Below are 25,228 nucleotides of genomic sequence, written 5' to 3' on the forward strand. Positions count from 1 at the left end.
GGAACCATGCTCAGCCTTCTAATCGGGATCCCCCTATTGGGTGGCCTGCTGGTGGGGCTGATCCCCGAGCAAGCGGGGAAGGGCCTGCACCGAAGTTTGGCCTTGGGCTTCGGCCTGGCTTGGTTGGGGCTGAGCTTGGGGCTGCTGCTGCAGTTTGATCCCCAAGCGCAAGGGATCCAGATGGCCGAACAGATGGCCTGGATCCCGCAGTTGGGCCTGGTTTACGAGCTGGGGGTGGACGGGATCTCCCTGCCGCTAGTGGTGATGACCGGCTTGCTGGTATTGATTGCCCTCTGGGCCAGCGGCCCGGTGGAGCGGCCCCGCCTCTACTACAGCTTGGTGTTGCTGCTAGCAGCCGCCATTGTGGGGGCTTTTCTGGCCCAGAACTTGCTGCTGTTTTTCTTGTTCTACGAAGTCGAGCTAATTCCCCTTTATCTGCTGATTGCCATCTGGGGCGGGCCGCGGCGCACCTATGCCGCCACCAAGTTTTTGGTCTACACCGCCCTCTCGGGGGTGCTTCTGCTGATTGGCTTTTTCGGCCTCAGTTGGCTGAGCGACGCCCACAGTTTTACCTACACCGTTTTGCAGGCCCACCCCTTGCCGCTGCTGCCCCAGATTCTCATCCTCATTCCCATCCTGCTGGGGCTGGCCATCAAGATCCCCTTGGTGCCCTTCCACACCTGGCTGCCGGACGCCCACGTGGAGGCTTCCACCCCCATTTCTGTGCTCTTGGCGGGGCTCTTGCTCAAGTTGGGCACCTATGGCCTGGTGCGCTTTGGCCTGCAGCTTTTGCCCGATGCCTGGGAGCAAGCCGGGCCGTGGCTGGCCAGTTGGGCGGTGGCCAATGTGCTGTATGGATCCCTGAACGCCTTGGTGCAGCAAGACATGAAAAAGCTGGTGGCCTACAGCTCCATTGCCCACATGGGCTACATTCTCCTGGGCACGGCGGCGGCCACCCCCCTCTCCTTGGTGGGATCCGTCTTCCAGATGGTGAGCCATGGGCTGATTTCCTCGCTGCTGTTTTTGCTGGTGGGTGCTGTCTACGCCAACACCGGCACGCGGGATCTCAAGCGGCTGCGGGGATTGCTCAACCCAGAACGCGGCCTGCCACTTGTTGGCAGCTTGATGGTGTTGGGGGTGATGGCCAGCGGCGGCACGCCCGGCCTGGTGGGCTTTATTGCCGAGTTCACCCTCTTTCGGGGCAGCTTCCCCGTCTTCCCCCTGCAGACGTTGCTGTGCATGGTGGGGACGGGATTGACGGCGGCCTACTTTTTGCTGATGGTGAACCGCGTCTTTTTCGGGCGCCTCTCGGAAGTGGCCATTGCCATGCAACGACGCGCCACGGGAGAACGCCTGCCTGCTGTAGTTTTGGCCTCGCTGGTGGTGGTGCTTGGCCTCCAGCCTGCCTGGGCAACCCACTGGGTGGAGTCCACCGCCGCCCATTTGGCCAAGCCGGCGGCCCTCAATCTTGCCGAAGCAGGCGGGCCGACCACTGCTTTCGAGCCTGGGTTCTCTTCGTTGTGACGATTTAGTGATACGACTGAGTTTTTGTTGTTGTCTCAACCCCTCCTTCTCCCATGACGGCCACCCTTGTTCCCGCTCCTTCCTGTTTCTTTCTGGCTGGCTTAGATCCTCTAGAGCAACGGCGACTGGCTCCCATCGTCCAACGCCTAGAAGCAGGGGGAGCCCTTGTGCCGGATTCTTCCAGCAACCGGCTGGAGGTCATCGGCATCCTCCACAGCTACGGCCAGGTGCTGGATGCCTACTCCCAGAATTTGATCTTCATAGCCGACCACCAATTTTTGGAGCTCTTCCCAGTTTTTAAGTACTTCAACGGCGAAATCACCCTGGGCAAATGGCTGCGCTACCTCTGGCATGACCGCATCAACTACGAGTTTGCCGAATACTGCATGAAAGCCATGCTCTGGCATGGAGGGGGAGGCCTCGATCGCTATCTGGATACTCCCGAATTTGTCGAGCGGGCCAAGGTGGCCATCCGGGCCAAGTTCCGCTTCAACCCCCTTCTGCAGGGCCTCAACTTCCTCTGCCCCGACTTTGCGCTGGAACAGGTGCGCATGCTGGCCATGTACAGCGGCCTGGGCCAGTTCTGGCGGGTGATGAGCGATATCTTCCTGGCCTTGGCCAAGCGCCGCGAGAGCGAACCGCAGCTCACGCTTCCCGACGTAGTAGCCCACATTCAGCAGGGGTTGGTGGCAGCTGCCAACAAGCCCATCACCTACGCCCCCTGCATCTGGGGCCGCCGCTACGAGATCATCCCCCTGTCGGCGGGGCTGACCTTCCTGCCCGATACGGCCCTGCCCTACGTGGAAGCTGTGTTTTTCCGCTCCTTTCCCTTCATGGGCACCGTCTCCTACAATGCCCAGGCCCACCAGATCCCGGCCGAGCAGGCGGACTTCGCCTACGGCGCTTTGTATGCCGATCCGCTGCCGGTGGGGAGCGCCGGGATCCCCCCTACTCTCTTGATGCAGGATATGATGCGCCACCTGCCTGGCTATTTGCGGGAGCACTACCGCCGCCAGCCGCGCGGGGAAGATGACCTGCGGGTGAAAATCTGCCTCAGCTTCCAAAAGGCCATGTTCTGTGTTACCACCGCCGCCCTGCGGGCCCTTGCCCCCTTTCCTCTGGAAACCCAGGATCCCCAGCAGCAGTTGGCCAATCGCGAGTTTCTCGCCCCCTGGCTGCAGCGGCTGCTGGGATCCCGCCTGCTGAGGGTACAAGAAGAAGTTGACACTCCCACCCAGCGGATTCTTACGCAGCCCAAGATGGACTCGCGAAGGCGCTGTCAAGACGCCCCTAGACAGTCCTTTGAGGCATAACCTCAAAGTTCTGCTTACTTCGGACTTAAGTTCCTCCAGGTTAGTTATTGCCGCGCGGGTTTTGCACCGCAGTAGGTTGTTTTCCTGGAGAAGCTCTGTACTAACTATGAAGCAACTAAAGTGGCTCAAGGGCTTTTTCGCCCCGCACTCAAGTACGGGGCTACCAAGCTATTGTCGATGCCTAGCGAACCCGAGCGCTGTTGCCGTTGGCTGCAGCAAGTGGAAGCGGGATCCCATTTTCGGATACAATGTTTTGTCCGATTGAGGAGTAGGGTGGCGTAGCCAAGTGGTAAGGCAGAGGTCTGCAAAACCTCTATGCGCCAGTTCGAATCTGGCCGCCACCTCTCAAACCTGACATCCCCAGCGGGACCCGCATGAAAGACAAGTTGATGTTGATGATCCCCGGCCCCACTCCCGTTCCCGAGAGTGCGCTGCTGGCCATGGCGCGGGGGCCCATCGAGCACCGCAGCCAAGAGTTCAGCGCCATTCTGGAAGAGGTGACGGAGGGGTTGCGCTGGCTGCACCAGACCACCTCCGATGTGTTTGTCTTTGCCTGCAGCGGCACCGGGGCCATGGAAGCCGGGATCCTCAACACCCTCAGCCCCGGGGAGCGGGTCTTGGTGGGGGTCAACGGCAAGTTTGGCGAGCGCTGGGCCGAGATGTCGGAGCAGTTTGGCCTGCAGTGCGAGCGGATAGAGACCCCCTGGGGCGTGCCCTATCCTGTCGAAGTCTTCCAAGAAAAGCTGGCCGCCGACCGGGAGAAGACCATCAAGGCGGTCATCCTCACCCACTCGGAAACCTCCAGCGGCGTAGCCAACGATGTGCAGGCTATCGCGGCTGCTGCCCGCGAGCACGGAGAAGCCCTGGTGATTGTGGATGCGGTCACCAGTTTGGGGGCCATGCCGGTGCCTATGGACGAGTGGGGCCTAGACGTGGTGGCCTCCGGATCCCAGAAAGGCTACATGATCCCGCCCGGGCTGGGGTTTGTGGCGGTGAGCCCGCGGGCCATGGCTGCTGCCGAGCGCTCTCGCTTTCCCAAGTACTACTGGAGCTTTAAACTGGCCCAAAAAGCCCTGCGCCAGGGCACCACTCCCTTTACGCCCGCGGTGAACCTGTTTTATGCCCTGCAGGTAACCCTGCGCCTGATGCGGGCCGAAGGGTTGGAAGCCATCTGCCGCCGCCACGCCCGTTTGGCCCAGGCCACCCGCGCCGGCGTCAAGGCCCTGGGGCTGAAGCTTTTGGTCAACCCGGAGTCGGCAGCCAGCCCCTCGGTAACTGCTGTGCTGGCGCCTGAAGGGATCAACGCCGATACCCTCCGCAGCACCCTGAAGAAACGCTTCGACATCGCCCTTGCTGCCGGTCAAGACCACCTCAAGGGCAAGATCTTCCGCATCGGCCATCTGGGCTTTGTGAGCGACCGCGACATTCTCACCACGCTGGCTGCCCTGGAGTCGACCCTGCACACGCTGGGTTATGGCGACTTCCCTCCTGGAGCGGCCATCAAGGCGGCCGAGGAGATCTTGGCAAGCCCCTAGGGATCCCTGGCCCATTCTGTAGCTCTTGACACCTGGCGCCCCTCCCTTGCCCTGGCTAGAATGGGTGAGCGTTCTTAACAAAAGATAAAATTCCAGAGTCGACTGCTCTGGAGAGCTATCTGTTCCCAACCCAAGGGTTGACATGCTGGTTAGTTTGCAACGGGATCCCTGTCAAACTGCCTCGGCGGCGGAGCTGCGGCGGGTGCTGCAGGGGATCGGCCCTCTCTCCTGCCCGCTGCAGTACAACTTTCACCTGCACACCTGCTGCTCCGATGGGCGCATGGATCCGGCAGACTTGGCGGAGCAGGCGCGCCGGCACGGCCTCAAGGGCCTGGCCATCACCGATCACCACACCCTGAAGGGCTACGAGCAAGCGCAAGCCTATCTGGATCGCCCCGAGGACCCCCTGCTATGGACGGGGATCGAGATTACAGCCAACCTGCTGGGCTGCGAGGTGCATATTCTTGGCTACGGCTTCGATCCGGCGGATCCTGTTTTGGATCCCTACATCCAGGGGGAGCAAGTTCCCGGCCTGCCCGCCGCTGAGGCCATTGGGGCCATTCAAGCAGCAGGCGGCCTGGCGGTGTTGGCCCATCCCTTTCGCTACTGGCTGCCTGCGGAAGAGCTGGTGCCGGCAGCCGTGGAGTTGGGCCTGGATGGCCTTGAGGTCTACTACGCCTACAAAAACCCCGACATTTGGGCTCCCAGCCCAGAGGAGGCGGCGATTGGGGAAAAGCTGGCAGAGACCTACGGACTTTTGAAAACCTGCGGCACCGACTCCCACGGCCCCAGCATCCTCAGGCGTATCTAGCCGACTTGTCCAGCCCATCTAGGGGCGGGGATAGAGCAACTGGCCCAGGCGGCGCAACTGCTCGGCCGTGCCCATACACAGCAGCAGATCCCCCGGTTGCAACAGGGTGTCACCGCTGGGGCCGCCAATCAGCTGGCCATCGGCTCGCCGAATTGCCACCACCAACGCGCCGGATCGCGCCCTTAGATTGGCTTTCCCCAGGGTCTGGCCAACATAGGGGCATTCTTGCGCCGCCAGCTCGTACTCTTCCAAGTAAAAAGTGCGATCTCGACCCGACAGGATCCCATCCACAAAGTCCACCACGCGGGGGCGCAGGGCAGCCGCTGCCATCCGTTTTCCACCGGTGATGAAGGGAGAGATGGCGTGGGCAACGCCCGCTCGCTGCAGCTTTTGCAAAGCCTCTTCCGTGTTGGCGCGGGCAATGGTGCGGATACGAGGGTTGAGGGTGCGGGCCGACAGCACCACATAGAGGTTTTCGGCATCGCTGGAGAGGGCGGCAATCAACCCCTCGGCCTGCTGCACCCGCGCCGCCAGCAAGGTGGCATCGAGAGTGCTGTCTCCCTGGAGAGCGACATATCCCAGCTCTTGGGCCACCTGAATTGCCTCGGCCGATTGATCGATCACCAAAAAGGGCACCCCCTCTGCCTGAAACTCCTGGGCCACCTGTCGCCCAATGCGCCCAAAACCGCAGACGATGTAGTGGTTGTTCAGCGCTTCCATCTGTTTCTTCCACTTCCGCTGCCGGATCCCTTCCTGAAAATGCCCCTGGATGAGGGCCTCTGTAAAGCGGTTCACCATGAACCCGATGCTCAAGACCCCCATCAGGATCAAGGCCACCGTGAACAAGCGCCCCCGATCCCCCAGCGGCTGCACCTCCATGAAGCCCACAGTAGTTAGGGTGATAACGCTCATGTAAAAAGCTTCCACCCAAGGCCATTGCTCCACCCCGTGGTACCAAAGGGTGCCGATCAGGACAACGCCCAGCAGCGCCCCTACTCCCAAACTCAGATCCCGCTGGATACCAGGATCCCTTTTGGCAGGAGGAAACGGGGGACGAGCAGAAGCCATACGGCCCAGCCAGATCGAGCGGGGAAAAAGCGAGAACTACAATGGGTAGGAGAAAGTCAGTTGTTGAGCAGCAGCGAGTGGAGTGCAGATGCCCGAGTACATCAAGGTGGAATATCGGATCGACAAAAAAGGACAGGTGACCGAGACCGTATTGAACGGATCTGGCTCCAGTTGTACTCTAGCCACGGCAGAGCTAGAAGCAGCCCTTGGAACGGTGCAAGAACGAAAGCTGTTGCCGGAGTTTCATCAGCCAGCAGAAGCCGAGATAGAATCACAAGTTTCTTTACAGCAAACCCGCTGACTCCATCCCCTTCCCCCCAGTTTTCCCGTATCTACCTGCCTACTTTCGCTTCTTGCCCCCCTTGCCGGCAGCGCCGCTGGCTCGTGCCGCCCCAACTGCCGATTGAAACAGCCAAACCGCCAAGGGAGCAGCGACGATCAAGATAATGCTGGTGGGGCCGACGCCAAAATCCGGCTCACCGGAAGCCAACTCGAAAATCGAACCCACAGCGGCAATGGCACTGATGCAGGAAACGGCCAGGAGCAGGTAGCCTTTAACACTGGTGGTCATGGGGAACCTGTCTAACGTCTATTCGCGAAAAAGCCCTCCCACTCTCGAGAGGGCTACTTTCTATGCTACGGGCAGGGATCCCATGCCAGCAAGCCAGAGCCGGAATCTCCCTCTTAAAAAGCAACCAGAGAAGTGGAATTGGAGCGCCAGCCTAGCCCTTGACGATGATCTTGCCGACCATGCCAGCCCCCCGGTGGGGAGTGCAGTAGTAGGTGTACTCACCCAGAGGGACATCGACAAAGGCCGATTCCACCACTTGGTTGGGAGCAGTGAGCAGGGCCTTGTGGGACAGCTTGGCTGCCAGGGCCGCATCGCCACCAGGTACCTTGTCAAAGACAACGTTGTGAGGATAGACCTTGTTGTTGACCCACCGAACAGTATCTCCCTGATTGATGGTGAGGGTGGGGGGATCATAAATGAGCTGGGCCTTGTCAGAGCCCATCTTGACCGTGTAGGTTTCAGCAGCAGCAGGGTTGGACAGGAAAGCTACCGCAGCCACCCCGACTACGAGAGCGAGGAGGATGCGCTGCAGACGCTTCGCTAGGTTAAAAATGAACAACATGGATTCCTCTCAAAACGTAACGGCCGTCGCCCCCGCCTCTGCGGCTGGGCCCCCCCTTTCCAAGTTGTAAAGGAAAGGCACCCAGTCCAGCAGGGACGTTCAACTCCTATCTTAGGATCTTAAGGCGGAACAGGAACACCCATTCCCTTGCTAGAGCGAGGGGCTGTTCCAGACGGCAAGGCCACAGGGAGGGATCGGGCGACGAGATTGCCTCGAGCCTCTACCTTTCTCGTTGCCTGATACATTCACGCTGAACTCTCCTGAACATGGTTCAGGAAAGAAGCGATCGCATCCTGCCTATCTCTGAGCAGGAAGGCGGTATCCCGCAAAGCCCTGAGGAATACCCCCCGAGCGCTTTCCCCCTTCACTTCCCGGCAACCGTTGCGGTGGACTCAAGGATCAGGGGGAAACTTGGTCTACTATATCCCTCTCAATGACTTTTGCCAAACCGCCTAAAGCTCAGTAAATTCAGCAAAGTTCAGGGTTTTGGGGGTTAGAGGCATGCTCTCACCGCAAGGCGGCGATCCTTCGCCCGTGGGATCTCGGAGAGAAAACCGGCCATCTCTGAAAAACTGGGAGTGCCTTGCCGGCCAAAATCCGTAGGGTCGCCGATGCGGGAGAGGGACAAGCCGCTCTAGTCTTTAAGCAAAGAACGATGCGGTATTTCTTTTGCTGTTCTCCAATTACTTTCCAAGTCGCGTATAAGATACAGCCTTTTAATTTAAAATAGGGTACAGGTATTCAAGAGGAAGGAGAGAAAGGAATGCCGACTCATTCTTTGGATTTGCGGCAAAGAGTTGTAGCAGCCTATCAGGCAGGTAACACCTCCATCCGCCAGGTAGCTAAACGCTTCATGGTGACCAAAAGAACAGTACACCGCTGGGTGCGTCAGTACCAACAAACTCAAGATTTAGCCCCTAAGAAAGCAGGCACCAAGCGAGTGGGCATTTTGGAACAACATCGGCAGGAAGTGATGGCAATTATTACAGAACACCCAGACTTCTACCTGTGGCAGTATCAAGAACTGTTGCGCGAGCGCTTAGGAATCAATGTAAGCATCGTCACGATACATAATTTCTTGAAAAAGCAAGGAATGACTCTAAAAAAAAAGACCTACCGCAGTGCAAAAGTCAAAGAAGAGGAGGTGAAAAGGGAACGACTAGCTTATAGTCAAGAAGTCAGGAATATTCCAGCGGAGGATTTGATTGCCATCGACCAGACGGGAGTCTGGGAAGGAATGGAGCGGAGAGTATCTCGGAGTTTACGCGGTCAAAGGGCTTATCATTATCGTCAGAGATACAAGGGTGAAAAGTATACGGTTATTGGAGCTATTTCCTTGAGAGGTGTAGTTGGCTGTCGTGTCATCAAGGGTGGGATGAAGAAAGGAGATTTTTTGGAGTTTTTGAGAAGCGAGTTATGTCCGAAGCTAGATGCGAGGAAGGTTGTGATTATGGACAATTTGAATATCCACAAGAGTCGGGAAGTTGAGGAATTGATTAGGGGGACAGGAGCACGAATCCTATACCTGCCTGTGTATGCGCCGGAGTTGAATCCCATTGAGATGATGTGGTCGGTATTGAAGCATTTTATTCGGCAGCTTTGCAGAATTGGGAAGTATAGCATGGAGCAGATAGTGAAGACTTCTTTACTACTGATCAATCCATCCTCCTTCCGAAGTTGGTTTGCTAAGTGCTGCTATTGTACCCCTTGAGCCCTTAACAGGCTGTATCAACCCGCTGAACAAAATTGAGAGCTTGCTTAAGATGAACAGCCGGTATTCGTCCATCGCCAGCCCGAGCAAGGACTCTACCAGGATTTTAGAATCGGCGGAGCAAAAGCAAAACATTCAAATCTTGGCTCGCTGCATCGGCACAGCCTTGAATTTAGGCAGTCCGCTCAGGGTTGCCATACATTACACCTCGCAGGCAGAGGGGTAACGCTTGCTCCCCAACGCCTGCCAGGTAATTTCGCTCGCACTTCTGGAGATGATCTCAGAAGCTTCTTGAGCCTAAAGGGTTTCGCAGAGGAAGGGATCCCAAAAGTTTTTGGGCCCTCTCCGTAAGACGGGCATCCGGAGTGCCGCCTGTAATTATTTAGGGATCCCGAGGCTAGTGCTGAACAATTCCCTGAACCATAGCGTCGCTCAGGTAAGCCAATGCCTTCAAATCGGCCTCGTCAAAACACCGATCGCACAACAGGCGGTAGATTAGGCTCTCGTGTTCTGAGGTAAAGTGGCGAGTTTGCAAGACTTCTTCAACGATGGATCGAATGGTCATAGTTTGCCCCTCCTGGGATCGGGCTTAACACTGCTTGCCCATACTGATTGTGAAGAGTCAAGCCATAGCTCAAAAAGGGAGCCAACACGGATTTTCCAGCAAAAAAACTGTACATTGGCCAGTCATTGGGATCCCCAAACTTACTAAAGAGCCGTGACTGAGGATGTGCTCGCTGCCCTTGGCCAGACTACTTGCCTAGGGTCGAAGGTCCTCCCCTGGCAGAGCCTCCGAGAGTTGAACATGTGGCCGAGAAAGCCGTCCTGCAGCCAGGGAGCATGTTATCCTGAGTTGGCTTAACATGATTTCATAGCCGGGCTCAGCCGTCACCTTTCTAGCTGCGGCTGGCTGACCCGACGTCTAGGGATCCGGCTCAACTTTCTTCGCATTGCAGGCAAGACACCAATGGTGGGCATCTTCAGGCGCTTTTTCGGCTCTCGTGGTCAGGCAGATTCCAAACCTTCATCAGGGACGGCTGCTCAGCCGGCCAAAAAGAAAGACAACACCTTCTTTCTCGACCCAGATGAGGCCAAAACCCTTGGCAACATCGAATACATGCGCACTCCTAGGATCGTGAAGCACACCTTCCAGGATTTCGGCTCTACGGAGAAGGTGGAGGTGGTGGAGCAGGTTTCTTCCCTAAGCAAAGTTAAGTTGGCCGTAGAACAGGCCAAAGCCCCTGAGCAAAGCTCTTCCACCTCAAACAGCAGCAGTGGAGCAGGCTCACGCCGCCAGGGGGGATCTGACATGGACATGTTTCGCAACATGGCCCGCAGCCTGAAGCGCAAGTAGGCTGGACCCGGCTTATTGGCGGCACAGGATACAACGGCTATCGAAGGAGGGGCAATGGCGATTAAGCGAGGCACTTTGGTGCGGGCCATCCGCGAGAAACTGCAAGGCAGCCTGGAAGCCCAGGCCAGCGACCCTTTGATTCCCAACTACGTCTTCGAAACTCCTGGAGAAGTGGTGGATATCAAGGACGACTACCTCCAGATTAAGTTTGGGGCTGTTCCCACCCCTCCAATTTGGCTGCGGGCGGATCAGGTCGAGGAGATCGCGAGTTGAATAGGAGCATGGAATGCTCCCCTTTGGCTTGAGGGAGGGCTAATGGTACCTCTGGCTTCTCCCACGCGCGACCAACTTCTGCAACGCAGGCGACTTTTGCGTCAGCAACGGCGCAAGCGCTTTTGGCAGGGATCCTGGCGCTTGGCCAGCTCGATGGGCGTTCTGACGCTGCTGGTGTTGGGCCTGCAGCAGCCCTACTGGCAAATTCGCCGGCCGGAGCAAATTCAGGTAAAGGGCAGCTACTGGGTCGACCCCGACTGGATCCGGGAGCAACTGCCTCTGACCTATCCAATGAACCTCTGGCAGGTGCAGCCGGCTGTGTTGGAAAGAGCCTTGCTGGCATCCCCGGCCCGCCCTTCTCCCATCGAAAGCGTCCAGGTACAGCGGCGGCTGCTGCCGGTGGGGGTGATCGTCCAGGTGCGGGAACGGCAACTGGTCGCGCGCGCCCGTCGGGGCGACCAGACAGGCTGGGTGGATCGGCAAGGCCATTGGCTGCCCCCCGATCCCTTTCGACGCCACAGCGGATCCTCCCTTTCCTGGCCTGAGCTGGAGTTGCTGGGCTGGGAGAACCACGCGCCCGAGCAATGGGCCTTGTTGCTCGAAGCCCTGCAACAGGCTGAGATCCAGATCGAGACCGTAGATTGGCAGTCGGGAGAGGGAATCACGCTCCACACTGAGCTGGGCAACGTCTATCTGGGGCCGATTTCTGACCGCCTGCCTCTGCAAATTCAAACCCTCAACCAAATGCGGGATCTGCGCCGCCACTGCGAGTGTACACCCGACGAAATTCTCCAGATCGACCTGACCAGCCCCAGCGTACCCACCCTGCAGCTCACCCCTGCCGCCACCCAGAAGCGCTGGAAGCATTGGGAGCAGCGCTAGCCCTGGGATGAGCTTGCTGCCATGAACACAGCGCCGGCGGTGGAGGTCAAACAGTTGTGGGTCGCCTATCCCGGTTGTCCGCCGGTGCTGCAAGGGCTGGATCTACGGGTTGAGGCCGGGCAGCGCCTAGGAATCATTGGCCCCAATGGCGCCGGCAAAACCACCCTGTTCCTGGCCCTCGCTGGCCTGTTGCCCCCCTGTTCCGGCCAGATCACCTTGTTTGGGCAGCCGCTCCAGCCTGGCCAGTTTCGCCCTGAGGTGGGGCTGGTGTTTCAGGATCCCGACGATCAACTGTTTGCCGCCTCGGTGGCCGAGGATGTAGCCTTTGGGCCGCGCAACCTGGGACGTTCTGAGACAGAGGTCGCGGCTGTGGTCCAAGCAACCCTGGCGATGACCGGCACCCTGAATTTGGCCAACTGTCCCCCCCATCATCTCTCCGGCGGTGAAAAACGCATGGTCGCGATCGCCGGGATCCTGGCAATGCAGCCGCAGTTGGTACTCTACGATGAGCCGACTGCCAACCTGGATCTGCGCGCCCGTCGCCGGCTAATCGCCTTTTTGTTGCAAGCAACGCACACCTTTCTGCTCGCTTCCCACGATCTGGAACTGATCCTGGAAGTGTGCGATCGGGTGATCCTCTTAGATCAAGGCCGGATTTGCGCCCAGGGATCCCCGGCCCATCTGATGAGCCAACCCGACCTCATGGAAGCCCATGACTTGGAAGTGCCCCCCTCGCTGCGCCGATAACGGCAAAAGCTGAAAAGATGTCAAGAATTATTTTTGAGTTGATAACAATTTTGTCTCTCTTAATAAAAAGCTATCGTGCTAATTAAAAATATTGATTTTCGTCCAGGATTGAATGGGGATATCATTTTGTTGAGTCGGGGGATCCCTTCTCTGGGGCGTCCTCGTCGATTTTGTATGATCGATTTTGTGCAAGAAAGATGGGGACTTGGCCTGGAGTTGGCAGCTTTGCCCGCCTGAGCGACAGTTGTGGTTAACCCGGATGGCTCCCACAACCTTTTCTGGCCTCCGTCTGATTGAGTCTGAGGTCGGGGGTTGGGCACGGCCTTCTCTCCAGGGGGAGGTCTGTGGTGGCTGGAGTAGGTGTTGCCGAGAAGAGCTGTCCACTGAGGGTTGGGCAGAGGATCTCTTGGATGAGTTCGAGGGAAATTGCAGGATCGAACCCAATAGGCGAGATCAATTTGGAGATCGATTGGCCTTATTGCTGGGTTCGGCAACGTTCAGGAACTGAGTGTTCAAAAGTGGAGAGTTGATATGCCTATTGCAGTCGGAATGATCGAAACCCGCGGGTTCCCGGCAGTAGTGGAAGCTGCCGACGCCATGGTAAAGGCCGCGCGCGTCACCCTAGTGGGTTACGAAAAAATTGGCAGCGGGCGCGTCACCGTGATCGTACGGGGCGATGTCTCCGAGGTGCAGGCCTCGGTGGCCGCTGGCTTGGAGTCTGCCAAACGGGTGAGTGGGGGCGAGATCCTCTCCCACCACATCATCGCCCGTCCCCACGAAAACCTGGAGTTTGTGCTGCCCATCCGCTACACGGAGGCAGTGGAGCAGTTTCGTACCTAACTGAGTAGTTGCACTTAGCCTGGAATTGACCCGATCCAGAAAATCTGGACAGGTTCCAACCCCCTCCACAATTTCAGCGTAAGGAGTCCCTATGGCTATTGCAGTCGGAATGATCGAAACCCTGGGCTTCCCGGCAGTGGTGGAAGCTGCCGACGCCATGGTAAAGGCCGCGCGCGTCACCCTGGTGGGTTATGAAAAAATCAGCAGCGGGCGCGTCACCGTGATCGTACGGGGCGATGTCTCCGAGGTGCAGGCCTCGGTGGCCGCCGGGATCGAGTCGGTGAAGCGGGTCAATGGCGGCCAGTTGCTCTCCTGGCACATCATCGCCCGTCCCCACGAAAACCTAGAGTACGTGTTGCCCATTCGCTACACCGAGGATGTGGCTCAGTTCCGCGAAGGGGTCAACGCCATCCGTCCCTTCACCCGTCCCTAGATGCGTATCGCGATTGTGCGGGGCACTGTTACCAGCACCCAGAAGGATCCCAGCCTGACAGGCGTGAAGTTTCTGGTGGTGCAGTATGTCGATCTCGAGGGCCGACCGCAGCCCGACTACGCTGTAGCTGCCGATCCGGTGGGGGCCGGCGCCGAGGAGTGGGTGCTGGTCAGCCAGGGCAGCGCAGCTCGCCAGCCGCAGGGAAACGAAACCCGTCCGCTGGATGCAGTGGTGATGGCGATCATCGATACCGTCAGCATCGGCGGTCGCTCCCTCTACAACAAGCGCGACCAACGCTAGCTGGGATCCCTCCTTCCTCTCTCTGACGTGTTCTAGAGGCTCACGGTTATGCCTGCTCACACCTATGCTGCGCCGCCAACGCCCTGGTCTCGCCGCCTGGCGGAGCCGACCATCCATCCCTCTGCCTACGTGCATTCCTTTTCCAATCTCATCGGGGATGTGCGCGTGGGCGCCCAGGTGCTGATTGCCCCAGGAACTTCCATCCGTGCGGATGAGGGCTCTCCCTTTTACATTGGCGACGGCTCCAACGTCCAGGATGGGGTGGTAATCCACGGCCTGGAGCAAGGGCGGGTCATTGGGGAAGATGGCCAACCCTACTCCGTGTGGATTGGCAAGAACACCTCCATTGCCCACATGGCCTTGATCCACGGGCCAGCCTATGTGGGCAACAACTGCTTTATCGGCTTCCGCTCCACGGTGTTCAACGCGCGGGTGGGGGATGGCTGCATCGTCATGTTGCACTGCTTGATCCAGGATGTGGAGATCCCGCCGGGCAAGTATGTGCCCTCCGGCTCCATCATCACCACGCAAGCTGAGGCGGATCGGCTGCCCGATGTGCAGGATAGCGATGCCAAGTTTGCCCAACATGTGATCGGCATCAACCAGGCTCTGCTGGAAGGCTATCACTGCAGCGAAAACCTGGTCTGTATTGCTCCCATTCGCAACGAACTTCTGCGGTCGCGCACCTCTAACCCAACGGCTACGGAGACGGCATCCATGACTCATTCCTCCTCTCGCGCCGACGGCCGGAACGGCGGCGGATCCCTTCTCAAGCCGGAGGTGGTGGAGCAAGTTCGCGCCCTGTTGGCCCAAGGCTATCGGGTAGGGCTGGAATATGCCGATGCCCGCCGCTTCCGTACCTCTTCCTGGCAGAGCGAAAGCCCGATCACCAGCACCCGCGAGGCCGAGGTCATGCAATCGCTGGGGGCTATTTTGGCGGAGCACCGCGGCGAATACGTGCGCCTGTTGGGGATCGACCCCAAGGCGAAACGACGGGTGTTGGAGCAGATCATCCAAACCCCGGAGGGGCCGGCGACCGTTTCTGGATCCCCCAGCCACGTCTCGGTTACGGCCCCAGGTTCCGGCGCAGCCAATCCGCGCCCTGACGCCAGCTTGGAGGAGGAGATCCGGGCGCTATTGGCGCAGGGGTATCGCGTCGGCCTGGAGGTGGCCGATGTCCGCCGCTACCGCACCTCTTCCTGGCAGACTTTGGGCAATTGGAGCGGCTCGGCCCAAGAGATCCTGGCGGCTGTGCAGGCGGCCTTGGCCGAACATACGGGAGAGTATGTGCGCCTGCTGGGAATCGATCCCAAGGCCAAACGGCGGCTGCTGGAGAAGGTGATTCAAACGCCCCAGATGAGCAGCAGCGGCGGGACAGCCTCGCCCGCAGAGGGGGGCAAGCTGGGAGGGAGCGCTGCTGGCCTCGACCTGGAGTTACAGGAAGAGGTACATCGGCTGCTGGCCCAGGGCTATCGCATCGGCTACGAATATGCTGACGAGCGCCGCTTCAAAACCTCCTCTTGGCAGACCGGGCCGACCATTCGCGCCAGCCGCGGGCCGGAGGTGTTGGCCGAGCTGACGGCTGCTTTGGCGGAGCACCAAGGCCACTACGTGCGCCTGTTGGGGATCGATCCCAAGGGGAAAAAGCGGGTTTACGAGCGCGTCATTCAAACCCCCGGCGGCAAGTCGCCTGCCCCTGCAGCCCAGGGATCCCCGGCGGCTACTCCTGTTTCCACCGTTCCTGCCAGCACCCGACTCAGCAGCGAGGTGGTGGCACAGGTGCAGCAATTGCTCAGCCAGGGCTACCGCATCGGCACCGAACATGCGGACAAGCGGCGTTTTCGCACCTCCTCTTGGCAGAGCTGCAGCCCTATCGAGGCCAGCCAGCTGCCCCAGGTGGTGGCGGCTCTGGAAGCCTGCCTGGAGGAGCATCGCGGCGAGTATGTGCGCCTGCTGGGCATCGACCCCAAAGCCAAACGACGGGTGCTGGAGCAGATCATCCAAACCCCTTGAGGGATCCGCCTGTTCTCTGATCACTGTCGGTTCAAGGTTGGTTTTGATCCGACCTCCTAGCGATGAGGAGCACCTTGGCTTTGCCTCTGCCCACCTCTACAACGCTGCGCTCCTGGCCCAGCCAGAACGGCGAAACTCGCTACTATGTCAGTGGCGAGGTGCAGGTGGAGGCAGGGGCAGGCATTGCAGCGGGAGTGCTGTTGCGGGCCAACCCCGGCTGTCGCATCGAGATCGGGCGAGGCGTCTGTATTGGCATGGGATCCATCCTGCACGCCTGCGGGGGATCCCTCGTCGTGGAGGCGGGGGCCACCTTGGGAATGGGGGTGCTGGTGATCGGGCAGGGCACCATCGGCAAAAACGCCTGTATCGGCTCGGAAACCACGCTGCTCAACTGTTCAGTGCTCAGCCAGGCGGTGATCCCTCCCCGCTCGCTGGTCGGGGATCCCACCTATCCCAGCAGGCAAGAGGCGGAGGTGGGCATGGCTAGCGAGGCAGAGCCCGTGTCGGCGGCGGCCCCGCAAGAGCCGATAGAACCCCCTGAGGAAACCTTGCCTGAGCCGACCCCTCCCTCTCCCCCCGACTCGCCGCTGGCCCAGGTGGAAAAGCAAACCCGTCGTTGGCAGGAGGCGGCTGAGCAAACCCAAGAGAACTCGAGATCCCCTAAGACCCGCAAGCTAAATGGGATCCCGGGCTATTCGGAGCTGGATCGGCTGCTGGGCAAGATCTATCCTTACCGGCAGATCCTATCCTCTGGGGGTGGCCAGTCTTGAGGGCTACACTGGCATAAAGAAGTAGGGTGCTATGTCCACCTCTTTGGGCCTTATTCAGACACGCAGCTTTCCGGTCATTGTGCGCATTGCCGACGCCATGACCAAGTCGGCGGGGGTGGCGCTGATCGGCTTTGAGAAGATCTCAGGAGGCTACTGCACGGCAATCGTACGGGGAGGGATTGCCGATGTGCGCATTGCCATCGAGGAGGGGATCGAGGTGGCCCGCCAGTTTGAGCAAGAGGAGATCTCCAGTTTGGTCATTCCACGGCCTTTGCCTAACTTGGAGGCGGTGCTGCCCGTCAGCAGCAAGCTGTCTCAACTGGCACAAAACCGCGGCTACAGCCGCCTCAGCAACTTGGCCGTGGGCCTGCTGGAAACCCGCGGCTTTCCGGCTATGGTAGGGGCCGCCGACACAATGCTGAAAACGGCGGATGTGCAACTGGCCGCCTACGAGACCATTGGCGACGGCCTGTGTACGGCCATCATTCGGGGCACGGTGGCCAACGTGGCCATCGCCATCGATGCCGGCATGTACGAGGCAGAGCGCATCGGCGAGCTGAACGCGGTGGCTGTGATCCCGCGCCCTCTCGACGAACTGGAGCAGGCTCTGCCGGTGGCCAGTTGTTTCGTTGCCCAACCGGTTACCTTGCCGGTGGCTATTCCCCAAGCCCAGGGACAAGAGGTGCGGCGCAGCGATACCGTTGTGGAGCGGATCCCAGTTTATCTGGAGCCGCCGGAAACCCCTTAGGTTTACCTTGCAAGACGGGAAGGCTCGCGCTGTACTCTGCCCCCTCCCGCCGTCTACAGGGGGAGAAGATCTGAGATCACCTCCAGAAAGCCGAGCGGGGCAGAGAGGAAAAATGTTAGGCTACTGGAAGACCTGGGTCCGTGCAGCTCCGACGCCCAAACCGTGTCAGGATCGGAAGATAGCAGCACTACGGGATGCTCTGAGCAGGCGCGTCAACCCGGGTCGCCCTCTTCCAAGTTTTACCTCTGCCCTGGCAGCGCACACCTGTATGGCCGAGACAGACAACCCCCTCGCCAACTTTGCTCAGAAGGCTTTCTACTTCGGCATGGGTTTGGCCGCGGTGGTGGCAGACAATGCTGCAAAGGTGGCCGGGAGAGCCAACAGCCGTCTGCTGGAGCTGCGCAAGCAGGTCCAGGCTTTGGTGGATGAATTGGTGGAGCGGGGGGCGATGACCGCCGAAGAGGCGCGGGCCTACATGGACGCCATCGCTGCCAACGCCAACCGTAGGGGGGGGGAAAGGTCTGCTGGCGCCCCTCGCAAGATCAACATTGACGACATGGGCGACGCTGAAGACAAGACTGGCACTGCCCTTGAACTTTCGGAAGCTGCCCGTTTGCGCCAACAGATTGCTGAGCTACAGGCAGAGTTGGATCGCATCAAGAAGGAAGCGAGGAAGTCCTAGGTTTGGCCCGGGAAAAGTTGGGATCTCTATCTCTTTAATCCTCGTTCACGGGGAACTGGAAGACTCTCCGCAGCGCCCTCAGCCCGATTGCGAACGGCTGCCGCCGAAGTTCCTTGGCCGCAGCGGCGAGTCTAAACAGGCTCGTCCAATTTTTGTTGGAGCGGTTGGCTTGGATCCCTGACTTCTCTCTGAAAATTGGCAGCTCGGGGCGCTTAAGCTTGAGAATCTACCCCAAGCCACCTCAAAATGCCGAACCGCTGACGCGTCCTGGAGGACTCGAACCCCCGACATCCGGTTTTGGAGACCGACGTTCTACCAACTGAACTAAGGACGCAGGAGTAGTAAAGGGTCAGCCCCTTACCTAGTTTACCTAGTGTAGCAGGTATGCCCAAAGCCTTAGAGGGTTTCTTCTTTAGAATCCGTTTTGGCTTTGATGCGAGTGGCCTTGCCCACTCGGTTTCGCAGATAGAACAGCTTGGCCCGCCGCACCTTGCCACGCCGCAACACCTGGATTGAGTCGATGCGCGGCGAGTGAACTAGGAAGACCCGCTCCACTCCAATTCCCTGGAAAATCTTGCGCACCGTGATGGTGCGGTTGCATCCAGAGTGACGCATAGCAATGACCGTGCCTTCAAAGGCCTGCACCCGCTCTTTGCCGCCCTCTTGAATGCGCACCCCCACCCGTACCTGATCGCCAACATGGATCTCTGGCAGATCCGACTTCATGTGGGCCGCTTCGATGGAGCGGATGATCTCTTCGGCGTTGATGCGAGCGTTCATGGCTTTCCCGCGTTATCGGCAGCTAATCAGTGTAGCAATCCCCCCTTTTTTTGTACAGAGCTTGCCAGCCGTCCGAACCCAATGGCCATGCGGGAAACCGCGTTTGCACCCCCTCTCCTTTTTCAATAGGCTGGATACAGAGAAAGCCCTTGTTAAAGGCGAGAGACTTTTGTGATCCTGCGCACCAATGAGCCCCAGACGGGATCCCCAACCCCTGCCAAATCTGCTGACCAACCTCTGCCACAGACCGGATCCCACAACAGAGGACTGCCCATCGGCTGGATCCTTGTGGGGATATTGTTAGCCGGCTTGGGCGGCGGCATTCTCGTTCAGCGTCAGCTCCGGCAACAGACGGCCCAGCGCCTGGAGAGGCTAACGGTGCCCGTGCAGGTGACAGATCTCGCCCAACGCCTGCGGGTGAGCGGCCAGGTGCAGCCGATCCGGCAGGTGAATGTCAGCCCCCGCGAGTCCGGTCGTCTGGCAGAGCTGCTGGTGGATCAGGGAGATGAGGTAGTGGCAGGGCAAGTGTTGGCTCGGATGGATTACGGGGATTTAGCCAGCGGCATTCGCCAAGCCCAAGCCCGCATCCAAGAGCTACAGGCCCGCCTAGCGGAACTGCAAGCTGGCGAGCGACCCCAGGTGATCGCGGCGGCCCAGGCCAGGGTGGATGCGGCGCGGTCGCAAGTGAGGTTGGCCGAAAGGGAATTGGAGCGGATTCAGACCCTGGTGCAGCAGGGGGTGGTGGCCCGTAGCGAGCTGGATCAACGCCTGGCCCGCCTGGAACAGGCGCAGGCGGACTGGCAAGCGGCTCAACAGGAGCTGGAGCGATTGCGGTCAGGTAGCCGCCCAGAAACGCTGCAGCAGATCCAAGCTCAGATTGCCCAAGCGGAGGCAGAGCTGGCCCAGCGGCAATCTCGCCTGGCTGAGGCCGAGATCCGGGCGCCCTTTTCCGGCGTGGTTGTCCAGCGCTTTGCCGAGGTGGGATCCTTTGTAACTCCCACTACCGCAGCTTCCGATGCCACCGCCGCTTCTTCCAGCTCTATCTTGGCGCTGGCCCAGGGGATCGAGGTGCGAGCCGAGGTGCCGGAGGCGCAGATTGCCCAGGTGCGGGTGGGGCAGCCGGTGGAGATCCGCTCCCTGGCCTATCCGGATCGGGTGGTGCAGGGGCGGGTGAAGCGGATTGCCCCTGCCACGGTGGTGGTGCGGGAGGTCACCGTCTTTCGGGTCATGATCGAACCGGAGGCGGGGGCAGACTTTTTGCGCACCGGCATGAACGTCTCGGTGGATTTTATCGGGGAGCGGCAGCCTCAGGCGCTCACGGTGCCCTCGGTGGCCATCTTGCGGGAGCAGGGCCAAGAGGGAGTGATCCTGCTGGATCCGCGAACCCAGCGGCCCGTCTATCGACCGGTGGAAACAGGCCTCACCCAGGGCGGGATCACCCAAGTGCTCTCCGGCTTGCGGGCGGGGGATCGGGTCTTTACGGCGCTGCCGCCGGGGGTGAACCTGGAGACTTTGATCCGACAAGAGCAAAATCGCAGCGAAACCGCTCAAATCAAGCCACACCCATGAGCCTACCGATTGCAGCCCGAATGGCCTGGCAAATGGTGCGCCGCTACCGCCTGCGCACCGGTTTAAGCATGTTAGGGATCCTCATCGGCAACGCCGCCGTCGTGGCCATTGCCGGGTTTGGCCATGCTGCCCAGGAGCTGGCCGTGGATCAGTTCCGTTCTTTGGGCACCAACTTGCTCATTGTCTTTTCTTCCAGCTTGGGCCTGGCGGACGCCAGCAACACCCGTCCCATTACCCTCGACGATCTACGGGCAATTGCCGCGGAAGTGCCCGCTGTGTCGGCAGCCGTCCCCAGTCTTGTGGTCAATGTGCGCGCCGTGCGGGGGGGAGTGGATCGCCGCTATGAGGCCACAGGCACCTGGCCGGAGTATTTGTCGGTGCTGAATTTGGAGATCGAGGAGGGGCGCTTTCTCTTGCCAGCGGATATTGAGGAGCAGCGCCCGGTGGTGGTGCTGGGCAGCGAGGCCGCCCGCGAGCTGTTCGGCTTGGATCCCGCTGCCGCCATCGGGGAGACGGTGCTGCTGAACAACCTGCCCTTCGAGGTAATCGGCACGTTGCGTTCTAAGCCAACGGTGTTTGGCAACAGCGATGCCGGCCTGTTTTTGCCGGTGGATGTGGTGGCCAACCGGTTTGTGGGGCGGCGCTCCCCCTATGGCCTGGAACTGACGGCGATCTTCGTCTCGGCCCGCTCCGAAGCAGATCTGCCGGCTGCCGAGTTCCAGATCCGCAACTTGCTGCGGCAACGGCACCAACTGGTGGGGGAGGATGACTTCGTCGTCCGCAACCAAAAGGTGTTGCTGGACGGGGCGGCCAGGATCTTAACCTTGCTGCGGGTGCTGCTGACCGGCACGGCGGCCCTCTCGCTGCTGGTGGGCGGGGTGGGGATCATGAATGTGATGCTGATCTCGGTGTCGGAACGCACCTCCGAGATCGGGTTGCGCAAGGCGATCGGCGCCGATAGCCGGCAAATTTTGCAGCAGTTTGCCACCGAAGCTATTCTCATTGCCGTCAGCGGGGGCGTGGCCGGGATCCTCCTCAGCAGCGGCCTGCTGGTGGCGCTGCAAGTGTTCACCCCCCTGGCCACCCGCGTGGATGCAGTGGCGGTGGCGGTGTCCTTTTCCCTCTCGACGGGGATCGGGGTGGTTTTCGGCATTTTCCCGGCCCGCCAAGCGGCGCAACTAGATCCCATCGAGGCCCTGCGAGCCTGAGATCTCCCATTCGTAGGATAATGGGGGCTTACAGGTATTGAGTTGCCCGCCGTTCGCTAAGGAGCTTCCCCCTTGGTTAGAGAGCGAGTAGAGGTGATCGTCCCCGCCACCACCGCTAACTTGGGGCCGGGGTTCGATTGCATCGGTGCAGCCCTGGAGCTCTACAACCACTTCCAATTTCGCGAGATTCCCACCGGCCTCAGCATCCACTATCGCGGCAGCGATCACATCAGCCAGAGCAAGGACAACCTGGTGTACCGCGCTTTCTGCCGTGCTTTCGAGCTGCTAAGCAAGCCGGTGCCGGGGGTGGAGATTGAGATCACCCTCAACGTGCCCCTGGCGCGGGGCCTGGGCAGCTCTGCCACTGCCATTGTCGGCGGCCTGTTGGGGGCTAATGCTCTTGGATCGCTGAACCTGGCTCCTGAGACCCTCCTGCAGTTGGCCATTGCCCTTGAAGGCCATCCCGACAACGTGGTGCCCGCCCTCCAGGGCGGCTGTCAACTCTGTGTGCAGGGGCAGCAGGGGCAATGGGTATTTTGCCCGGTGGATTGGCACGAGCGCATCGGCCTAGTGGCAGCGGTGCCTAACTTTAAGCTGTCTACCCAGGCGGCCCGCGAGATCCTGCCCAAGTCCGTCAGCCTGGCGGATGCTGTCTTTTCCGTCAGTCACCTGGGGCTGCTTATCCGCAGCCTGCAGTCGGGGCGGGCGGACTGGCTGAAGGTGGCCTTGCAGGATCGACTGCACCAACCGGCGCGCATGGAGCTGATTACCGGCTTCAAAACCGTCCAGGCAGCGGCTCTGGCTGCCGGGGCCTATGGGGTGGTGATCAGCGGGGCTGGCCCCACGCTTTTAGCCTTCTGCGCCCCGGAGGAGCGAGAACGGGTGGGATGCGCCATGGTCGGCGCCTGGGAGCAACTGGATATCGAAGCAGAGGCCAAACCCCTGAATTTGGATCGACAGGGGGGACGGGTGGTGATCCATTCCCAAATATAGAGGAGGCCCTTGGGTCAAGCTGGTCACCCCGATTACAAAGGGGTCGTGCTTTTAGGCGTATAGGCCTTTCGCAGACTAGGACACCGCCCTCCCACTCAAGTTCCCGACCCTCCTTATCCCTCACCCCTTAACCCCTTTCCCTGCGGGAGAGGGGAGCCAGGAATCCACAGCACAAACCTGTTTGGGATGGGATCCCTTGAGAGGCTGGGCAAAACTTTTTCGGCGTCCCTACCCTGGCAGCAGCAGCAGCAAGGGGGGGAGAAACAGCCAAGCTGCCACAGCCAAAGCCGCCATCGCTGCCACTAACACCGCTCCAGCAGCGCAATCTTTGGCAATTTCTGCCAGCAGGTGATAGCGGCTGCCCAGGGTCAGATCCACCACTGCTTCCAGGGCAGTATTCACCAGCTCCAAGGCCATCACCATCCCGCTGGTCAAGCTGATCAGGGCCATTTCTACGGCGCTCAGCCGCAGGGCCAACCCTAAGACAAAGGCCACTACCGCCATAGCCAGGTGGATGCGAAAGTTGCGCTGGGTGCGGGCGGCGTACAGCAGGCCCTTTCCTGCATAGTAGAAGCTTTTACTTAGGCTAGTGGCCACCTGCCACGAGGGGGGGCGCTGCCAGGGATCCTGCGCCGCGAGGTCAGCCTCGGCTCCCGGGTCTGGTGCCTCGGAGGGATGGGCCGAATCGACCTGCGCTGAAGTGAAAGGGGCTCGCCGTCGCAATGCCGCCAAACGCAGCGGCTGGGGAAAACGGCTAGGGCTGCTGGCCATGGGTCACCTCCAGGTCTTCTTGGATGGCGGCAAGCAGGTGGTGCTGTTGCTGCAGCATGCGCTGTAGGGAAAGCTCATCGGGGTGATCCCATCCCAAGAGATGCAGCAGGCCGTGGCTGGCCAGCCAGGCCAATTCCCGCGACAGCCGCTGCCCCTGGGCTTTTGCCTGCGCGCAAGCGGTGGGTACCGAAATCACGATATCCCCCAGCAGGCGCACCCCTGTTATCTTCTGCAGCTCGACAGGGGTGGACGTCTCCTCGGCGGCAAAGGCCAGGACATCGGTGGGAGCGTCGATGTGGCGAAACTCGCGGTTGAGCTGGCGGATGTGCTCGTCGGAGGTGAGGCAAAGGCTGAGCTCGCAGGGATCCGTCACCCCCAGCTCCCGCAGCCACACCTCAAACCAACGGTGCCAAGTGGCTTCCTCAACTGGGCTGGGGACGTTTAGCTCCAGGTACAGATCCAGGAATCCCTCCATGCAGGCCTCACTCACACCCAAAATTGGCTCGCTGGCCCCATTGAGTACGGAGCGGAACGGCCACCCACGACTTGAGTCGCCTTTGCCAGTGGTACAAACCTTCAATGTACTGTAGCGCTAACATTGCTGGCTGTGCTAGGGTGCCGCTGCGATAGCCATAAAAGACGCCTCCCCAGGCAAATACGCTGCAAACCCTGGAAGGGGGAAGTCAAGGAACCCCATGTAAGGGGAGCGGCGGCCAAGGTGATAGGGAAATCAGACGCAACTCTCGGACTTTCTTTGTCTGAGGGATGTCGGGGGTGCGGCTGGGCAGCGCCCTCCAAAGTTTGCTGCCAGGGTGCTCGGCCATCTCCCCACTCAAGTGCGGGGAGCGTCAACGCGCCCCCTACTCTGGGGGTTCACCCGGAAGTTCGGGCCAGGCTGCGGCGACCCTCTGGCTGGCAAGCTGTTGTAGCGTTTGCCGCAGCCGATTTTCCAGCTCTTGCCGGCAACTGTCTGGATCAACCCCTTGCTGGGAAAGAAGCTCCGCCGGGAAGAGATCCCCGGCGATGCCGACAGCCCAGGCCCCTGCCTGCAGATATTCTGCTGCATTGGCCAAGGTAACCCCCCCAGTTGGGATCAAAGGCAGGGATCCCAGCACCGGTTGCAGATGGCGCAGGTAACGGGATCCGCCAAGGCTTTCTGCCGGAAACACCTTTACTGCCGTTGCCCCGGCCTGCCAGGCCCTCCAGATCTCGCCGGGGGTGAGGGCGCCGGGCACAATGGGCAGCCCTGCTTCCCGACCCCAGCGGATGATGCTCTCGTCCGCAAAGGGGCAAACATAGAATTGGGCTCCCGCCTGCCAAGCCTGCTCTGCCATCTGCCGATTTAAAACCGTGCCCACCCCTACCCAGCAATGCGGGTAGTCTTGCCGCAGTTGGGCAATCAACTCCAGATACCGGGGAACTTGGGGAGTGATCTCAATGTGGCGGATCCCGGCCCGGATGGCCAGGGTGGATCCCTCAAGGGCTTGGGCCGGGCTGGCCGAGAGGCGGATCACCGCGATCAGGGGCTGCTGCCACAAATGGAGTAGCCAGGGGTGCCGCCATCCCTCTCTGAAGCTCTGTTCAGAACCCTCAAACACCATCTGTGGAAAAGCCCTCTCTCATCGATTTCTACCTTGCTTGGGTTGATTTTAAGTTTAATTGCAATTAAAAATAACCAAACAGCCCGACGGTAAAACAATGACAAGCTATAACAAATTTCCTTTTGAGAAGAAGGCTAAAATAGAATAAAGAACAGGCAAAAGTGGTGTT

28 protein-coding genes, 2 tRNA genes and 1 other RNA gene are annotated in these 25,228 nt (G+C 59.9%); 22 read left to right on the forward strand and 9 right to left on the reverse strand.

Annotated features, from left to right (window positions below):
* Positions 1-6 precede the first annotated feature (6 nt).
* The 5 genes from CYA_RS07525 to CYA_RS07545 all read left to right on the forward strand — a co-directional run bounded on the left by CYA_RS07525 (position 7) and on the right by CYA_RS07545 (position 5,183).
* Entirely contained in the window at positions 7-1,524 is a 1,518-nt protein-coding gene (locus CYA_RS07525) for an NADH-quinone oxidoreductase subunit M (RefSeq protein ID WP_011430436.1), read from the forward strand.
* Positions 1,525-1,577: 53 nt separating this feature from the next.
* Complete coding sequence (locus tag CYA_RS07530) at positions 1,578-2,837, forward strand: CO2 hydration protein (RefSeq protein ID WP_011430437.1); 1,260 nt, start codon at positions 1,578-1,580, stop codon at positions 2,835-2,837.
* Between the two features lie 272 nt (positions 2,838-3,109).
* Positions 3,110-3,181: transfer RNA gene (locus tag CYA_RS07535), tRNA-Cys, on the forward strand.
* 30 nt (positions 3,182-3,211) lie between these two features.
* Positions 3,212-4,372 (forward strand): pyridoxal-phosphate-dependent aminotransferase family protein, encoded by a 1,161-nt coding sequence (locus CYA_RS07540; protein ID WP_011430438.1) that lies wholly within the window; start codon positions 3,212-3,214, stop codon positions 4,370-4,372.
* Between the two features lie 142 nt (positions 4,373-4,514).
* Complete coding sequence (locus CYA_RS07545; protein ID WP_011430439.1) at positions 4,515-5,183, forward strand: PHP domain-containing protein; 669 nt, start codon at positions 4,515-4,517, stop codon at positions 5,181-5,183.
* 18 nt (positions 5,184-5,201) lie between these two features.
* On the opposite strand, the gene CYA_RS07550 is transcribed toward CYA_RS07545, so the two are convergent.
* Entirely contained in the window at positions 5,202-6,251 is a 1,050-nt protein-coding gene (locus CYA_RS07550) for a potassium channel family protein (protein WP_011430440.1), read from the reverse strand.
* Between the two features lie 88 nt (positions 6,252-6,339).
* Here CYA_RS07550 and CYA_RS07555 point away from each other — a divergent pair, with 88 nt between their 5' ends.
* Positions 6,340-6,552 carry a DUF2997 domain-containing protein gene (locus tag CYA_RS07555; RefSeq protein ID WP_011430441.1) on the forward strand — a complete coding sequence of 71 codons (213 nt, stop codon included), beginning with the start codon at positions 6,340-6,342 and terminating at the stop codon, positions 6,550-6,552.
* Positions 6,553-6,591: 39 nt separating this feature from the next.
* Here the strand turns inward: CYA_RS07555 and CYA_RS07560 are convergent, their stop codons facing one another.
* Entirely contained in the window at positions 6,592-6,822 is a 231-nt protein-coding gene (locus tag CYA_RS07560) for a hypothetical protein (RefSeq protein WP_011430442.1), read from the reverse strand.
* A 151-nt stretch (positions 6,823-6,973) separates the two neighbouring features.
* Entirely contained in the window at positions 6,974-7,384 is a 411-nt protein-coding gene (gene petE, locus CYA_RS07565; RefSeq protein ID WP_011430443.1) for a plastocyanin, read from the reverse strand.
* Positions 7,385-8,147: 763 nt separating this feature from the next.
* Between petE and CYA_RS14125 the strand changes: the two genes are divergently transcribed.
* A complete protein-coding gene (locus CYA_RS14125; RefSeq protein WP_011428978.1) occupies positions 8,148-9,095 on the forward strand; it encodes an IS630-like element ISSoc15 family transposase in 948 nt (315 codons plus the stop codon).
* Positions 9,096-9,492: 397 nt separating this feature from the next.
* Here CYA_RS14125 and CYA_RS15070 read toward each other — a convergent pair whose 3' ends face one another.
* A complete protein-coding gene (locus CYA_RS15070; RefSeq protein WP_011430444.1) occupies positions 9,493-9,660 on the reverse strand; it encodes a hypothetical protein in 168 nt (55 codons plus the stop codon).
* Between the two features lie 402 nt (positions 9,661-10,062).
* Here CYA_RS15070 and CYA_RS07580 point away from each other — a divergent pair, with 402 nt between their 5' ends.
* From CYA_RS07580 to CYA_RS07630, 12 genes are all read left to right on the forward strand, one after another.
* Complete coding sequence (locus CYA_RS07580; protein WP_011430445.1) at positions 10,063-10,449, forward strand: hypothetical protein; 387 nt, start codon at positions 10,063-10,065, stop codon at positions 10,447-10,449.
* 54 nt (positions 10,450-10,503) lie between these two features.
* Complete coding sequence (ndhO, locus tag CYA_RS07585) at positions 10,504-10,722, forward strand: NAD(P)H-quinone oxidoreductase subunit O (protein ID WP_011430446.1); 219 nt, start codon at positions 10,504-10,506, stop codon at positions 10,720-10,722.
* Between the two features lie 42 nt (positions 10,723-10,764).
* On the forward strand, positions 10,765-11,604 hold the full coding sequence (locus tag CYA_RS07590; protein ID WP_011430447.1) for a cell division protein FtsQ/DivIB: 840 nt from the start codon (positions 10,765-10,767) through the stop codon (positions 11,602-11,604).
* Between the two features lie 21 nt (positions 11,605-11,625).
* Entirely contained in the window at positions 11,626-12,351 is a 726-nt protein-coding gene (locus CYA_RS07595) for an energy-coupling factor ABC transporter ATP-binding protein (protein ID WP_011430448.1), read from the forward strand.
* A 531-nt stretch (positions 12,352-12,882) separates the two neighbouring features.
* On the forward strand, positions 12,883-13,191 hold the full coding sequence (locus tag CYA_RS07600; RefSeq protein ID WP_011430450.1) for a carbon dioxide-concentrating mechanism protein CcmK: 309 nt from the start codon (positions 12,883-12,885) through the stop codon (positions 13,189-13,191).
* Between the two features lie 91 nt (positions 13,192-13,282).
* Positions 13,283-13,624: a carbon dioxide-concentrating mechanism protein CcmK gene (locus CYA_RS07605; RefSeq protein WP_011430451.1), complete on the forward strand. Its 342-nt coding sequence runs from the start codon at positions 13,283-13,285 to the stop codon at positions 13,622-13,624.
* Positions 13,625-13,924 carry a EutN/CcmL family microcompartment protein gene (locus tag CYA_RS07610; protein ID WP_011430452.1) on the forward strand — a complete coding sequence of 100 codons (300 nt, stop codon included), beginning with the start codon at positions 13,625-13,627 and terminating at the stop codon, positions 13,922-13,924.
* 48 nt (positions 13,925-13,972) lie between these two features.
* A complete protein-coding gene (locus CYA_RS07615) occupies positions 13,973-15,937 on the forward strand; it encodes a ribulose bisphosphate carboxylase small subunit (protein ID WP_011430453.1) in 1,965 nt (654 codons plus the stop codon).
* Positions 15,938-16,011: 74 nt separating this feature from the next.
* Positions 16,012-16,707, forward strand: coding sequence for a hypothetical protein (locus tag CYA_RS07620; protein ID WP_228375217.1), 696 nt, complete (start codon positions 16,012-16,014; stop codon positions 16,705-16,707).
* Between the two features lie 31 nt (positions 16,708-16,738).
* On the forward strand, positions 16,739-17,455 hold the full coding sequence (locus tag CYA_RS07625; RefSeq protein ID WP_011430455.1) for a BMC domain-containing protein: 717 nt from the start codon (positions 16,739-16,741) through the stop codon (positions 17,453-17,455).
* A 129-nt stretch (positions 17,456-17,584) separates the two neighbouring features.
* Positions 17,585-17,682: signal recognition particle sRNA small type (gene ffs, locus CYA_RS14130), an RNA gene on the forward strand.
* A 41-nt stretch (positions 17,683-17,723) separates the two neighbouring features.
* Positions 17,724-18,137 carry a hypothetical protein gene (locus tag CYA_RS07630; protein WP_011430456.1) on the forward strand — a complete coding sequence of 138 codons (414 nt, stop codon included), beginning with the start codon at positions 17,724-17,726 and terminating at the stop codon, positions 18,135-18,137.
* A gap of 261 nt (positions 18,138-18,398) precedes the next feature.
* On the opposite strand, the gene CYA_RS07635 is transcribed toward CYA_RS07630, so the two are convergent.
* Positions 18,399-18,471 (reverse strand) — tRNA-Trp (locus CYA_RS07635).
* A gap of 62 nt (positions 18,472-18,533) precedes the next feature.
* Positions 18,534-18,917 carry a 50S ribosomal protein L19 gene (gene rplS / locus CYA_RS07640; RefSeq protein WP_011430457.1) on the reverse strand — a complete coding sequence of 128 codons (384 nt, stop codon included), beginning with the start codon at positions 18,915-18,917 and terminating at the stop codon, positions 18,534-18,536.
* A gap of 171 nt (positions 18,918-19,088) precedes the next feature.
* On the opposite strand from rplS, the gene CYA_RS07645 reads away from it, so the two are divergent.
* From CYA_RS07645 to thrB, 3 genes are all read left to right on the forward strand, one after another.
* Positions 19,089-20,486 (forward strand): efflux RND transporter periplasmic adaptor subunit, encoded by a 1,398-nt coding sequence (locus CYA_RS07645; protein WP_011430458.1) that lies wholly within the window; start codon positions 19,089-19,091, stop codon positions 20,484-20,486.
* Positions 20,483-21,694, forward strand: coding sequence for an ABC transporter permease (locus CYA_RS07650; protein ID WP_011430459.1), 1,212 nt, complete (start codon positions 20,483-20,485; stop codon positions 21,692-21,694). The genes CYA_RS07645 and CYA_RS07650 overlap by 4 nt, the downstream gene beginning before the upstream one ends.
* A 72-nt stretch (positions 21,695-21,766) precedes the next feature.
* Positions 21,767-22,687, forward strand: coding sequence for a homoserine kinase (gene thrB / locus CYA_RS07655; protein WP_011430460.1), 921 nt, complete (start codon positions 21,767-21,769; stop codon positions 22,685-22,687).
* A 228-nt stretch (positions 22,688-22,915) separates the two neighbouring features.
* Here the strand turns inward: thrB and CYA_RS07660 are convergent, their stop codons facing one another.
* The 3 genes from CYA_RS07660 to CYA_RS07670 form a co-directional block, all read right to left on the reverse strand.
* The gene (locus CYA_RS07660) at positions 22,916-23,458 is read right to left on the reverse strand and encodes a diacylglycerol kinase family protein (protein ID WP_099812054.1); all 543 of its coding nucleotides are present in this window, start codon (positions 23,456-23,458) and stop codon (positions 22,916-22,918) included.
* Positions 23,442-23,933, reverse strand: a complete 492-nt coding sequence (gene ybeY, locus CYA_RS07665) for an rRNA maturation RNase YbeY (protein ID WP_041438372.1) — start codon at positions 23,931-23,933, stop codon at positions 23,442-23,444. The genes CYA_RS07660 and ybeY overlap by 17 nt, the downstream gene beginning before the upstream one ends.
* Before the next feature lie 385 nt (positions 23,934-24,318).
* Positions 24,319-25,059: a bifunctional 4-hydroxy-2-oxoglutarate aldolase/2-dehydro-3-deoxy-phosphogluconate aldolase gene (locus tag CYA_RS07670; RefSeq protein WP_011430463.1), complete on the reverse strand. Its 741-nt coding sequence runs from the start codon at positions 25,057-25,059 to the stop codon at positions 24,319-24,321.
* Positions 25,060-25,228: the final 169 nt, after the last annotated feature.

Origin of the sequence: Synechococcus sp. JA-3-3Ab (genome assembly GCF_000013205.1) — a bacterium.
GTDB lineage: Bacteria > Cyanobacteriota > Cyanobacteriia > Thermostichales > Thermostichaceae > Thermostichus.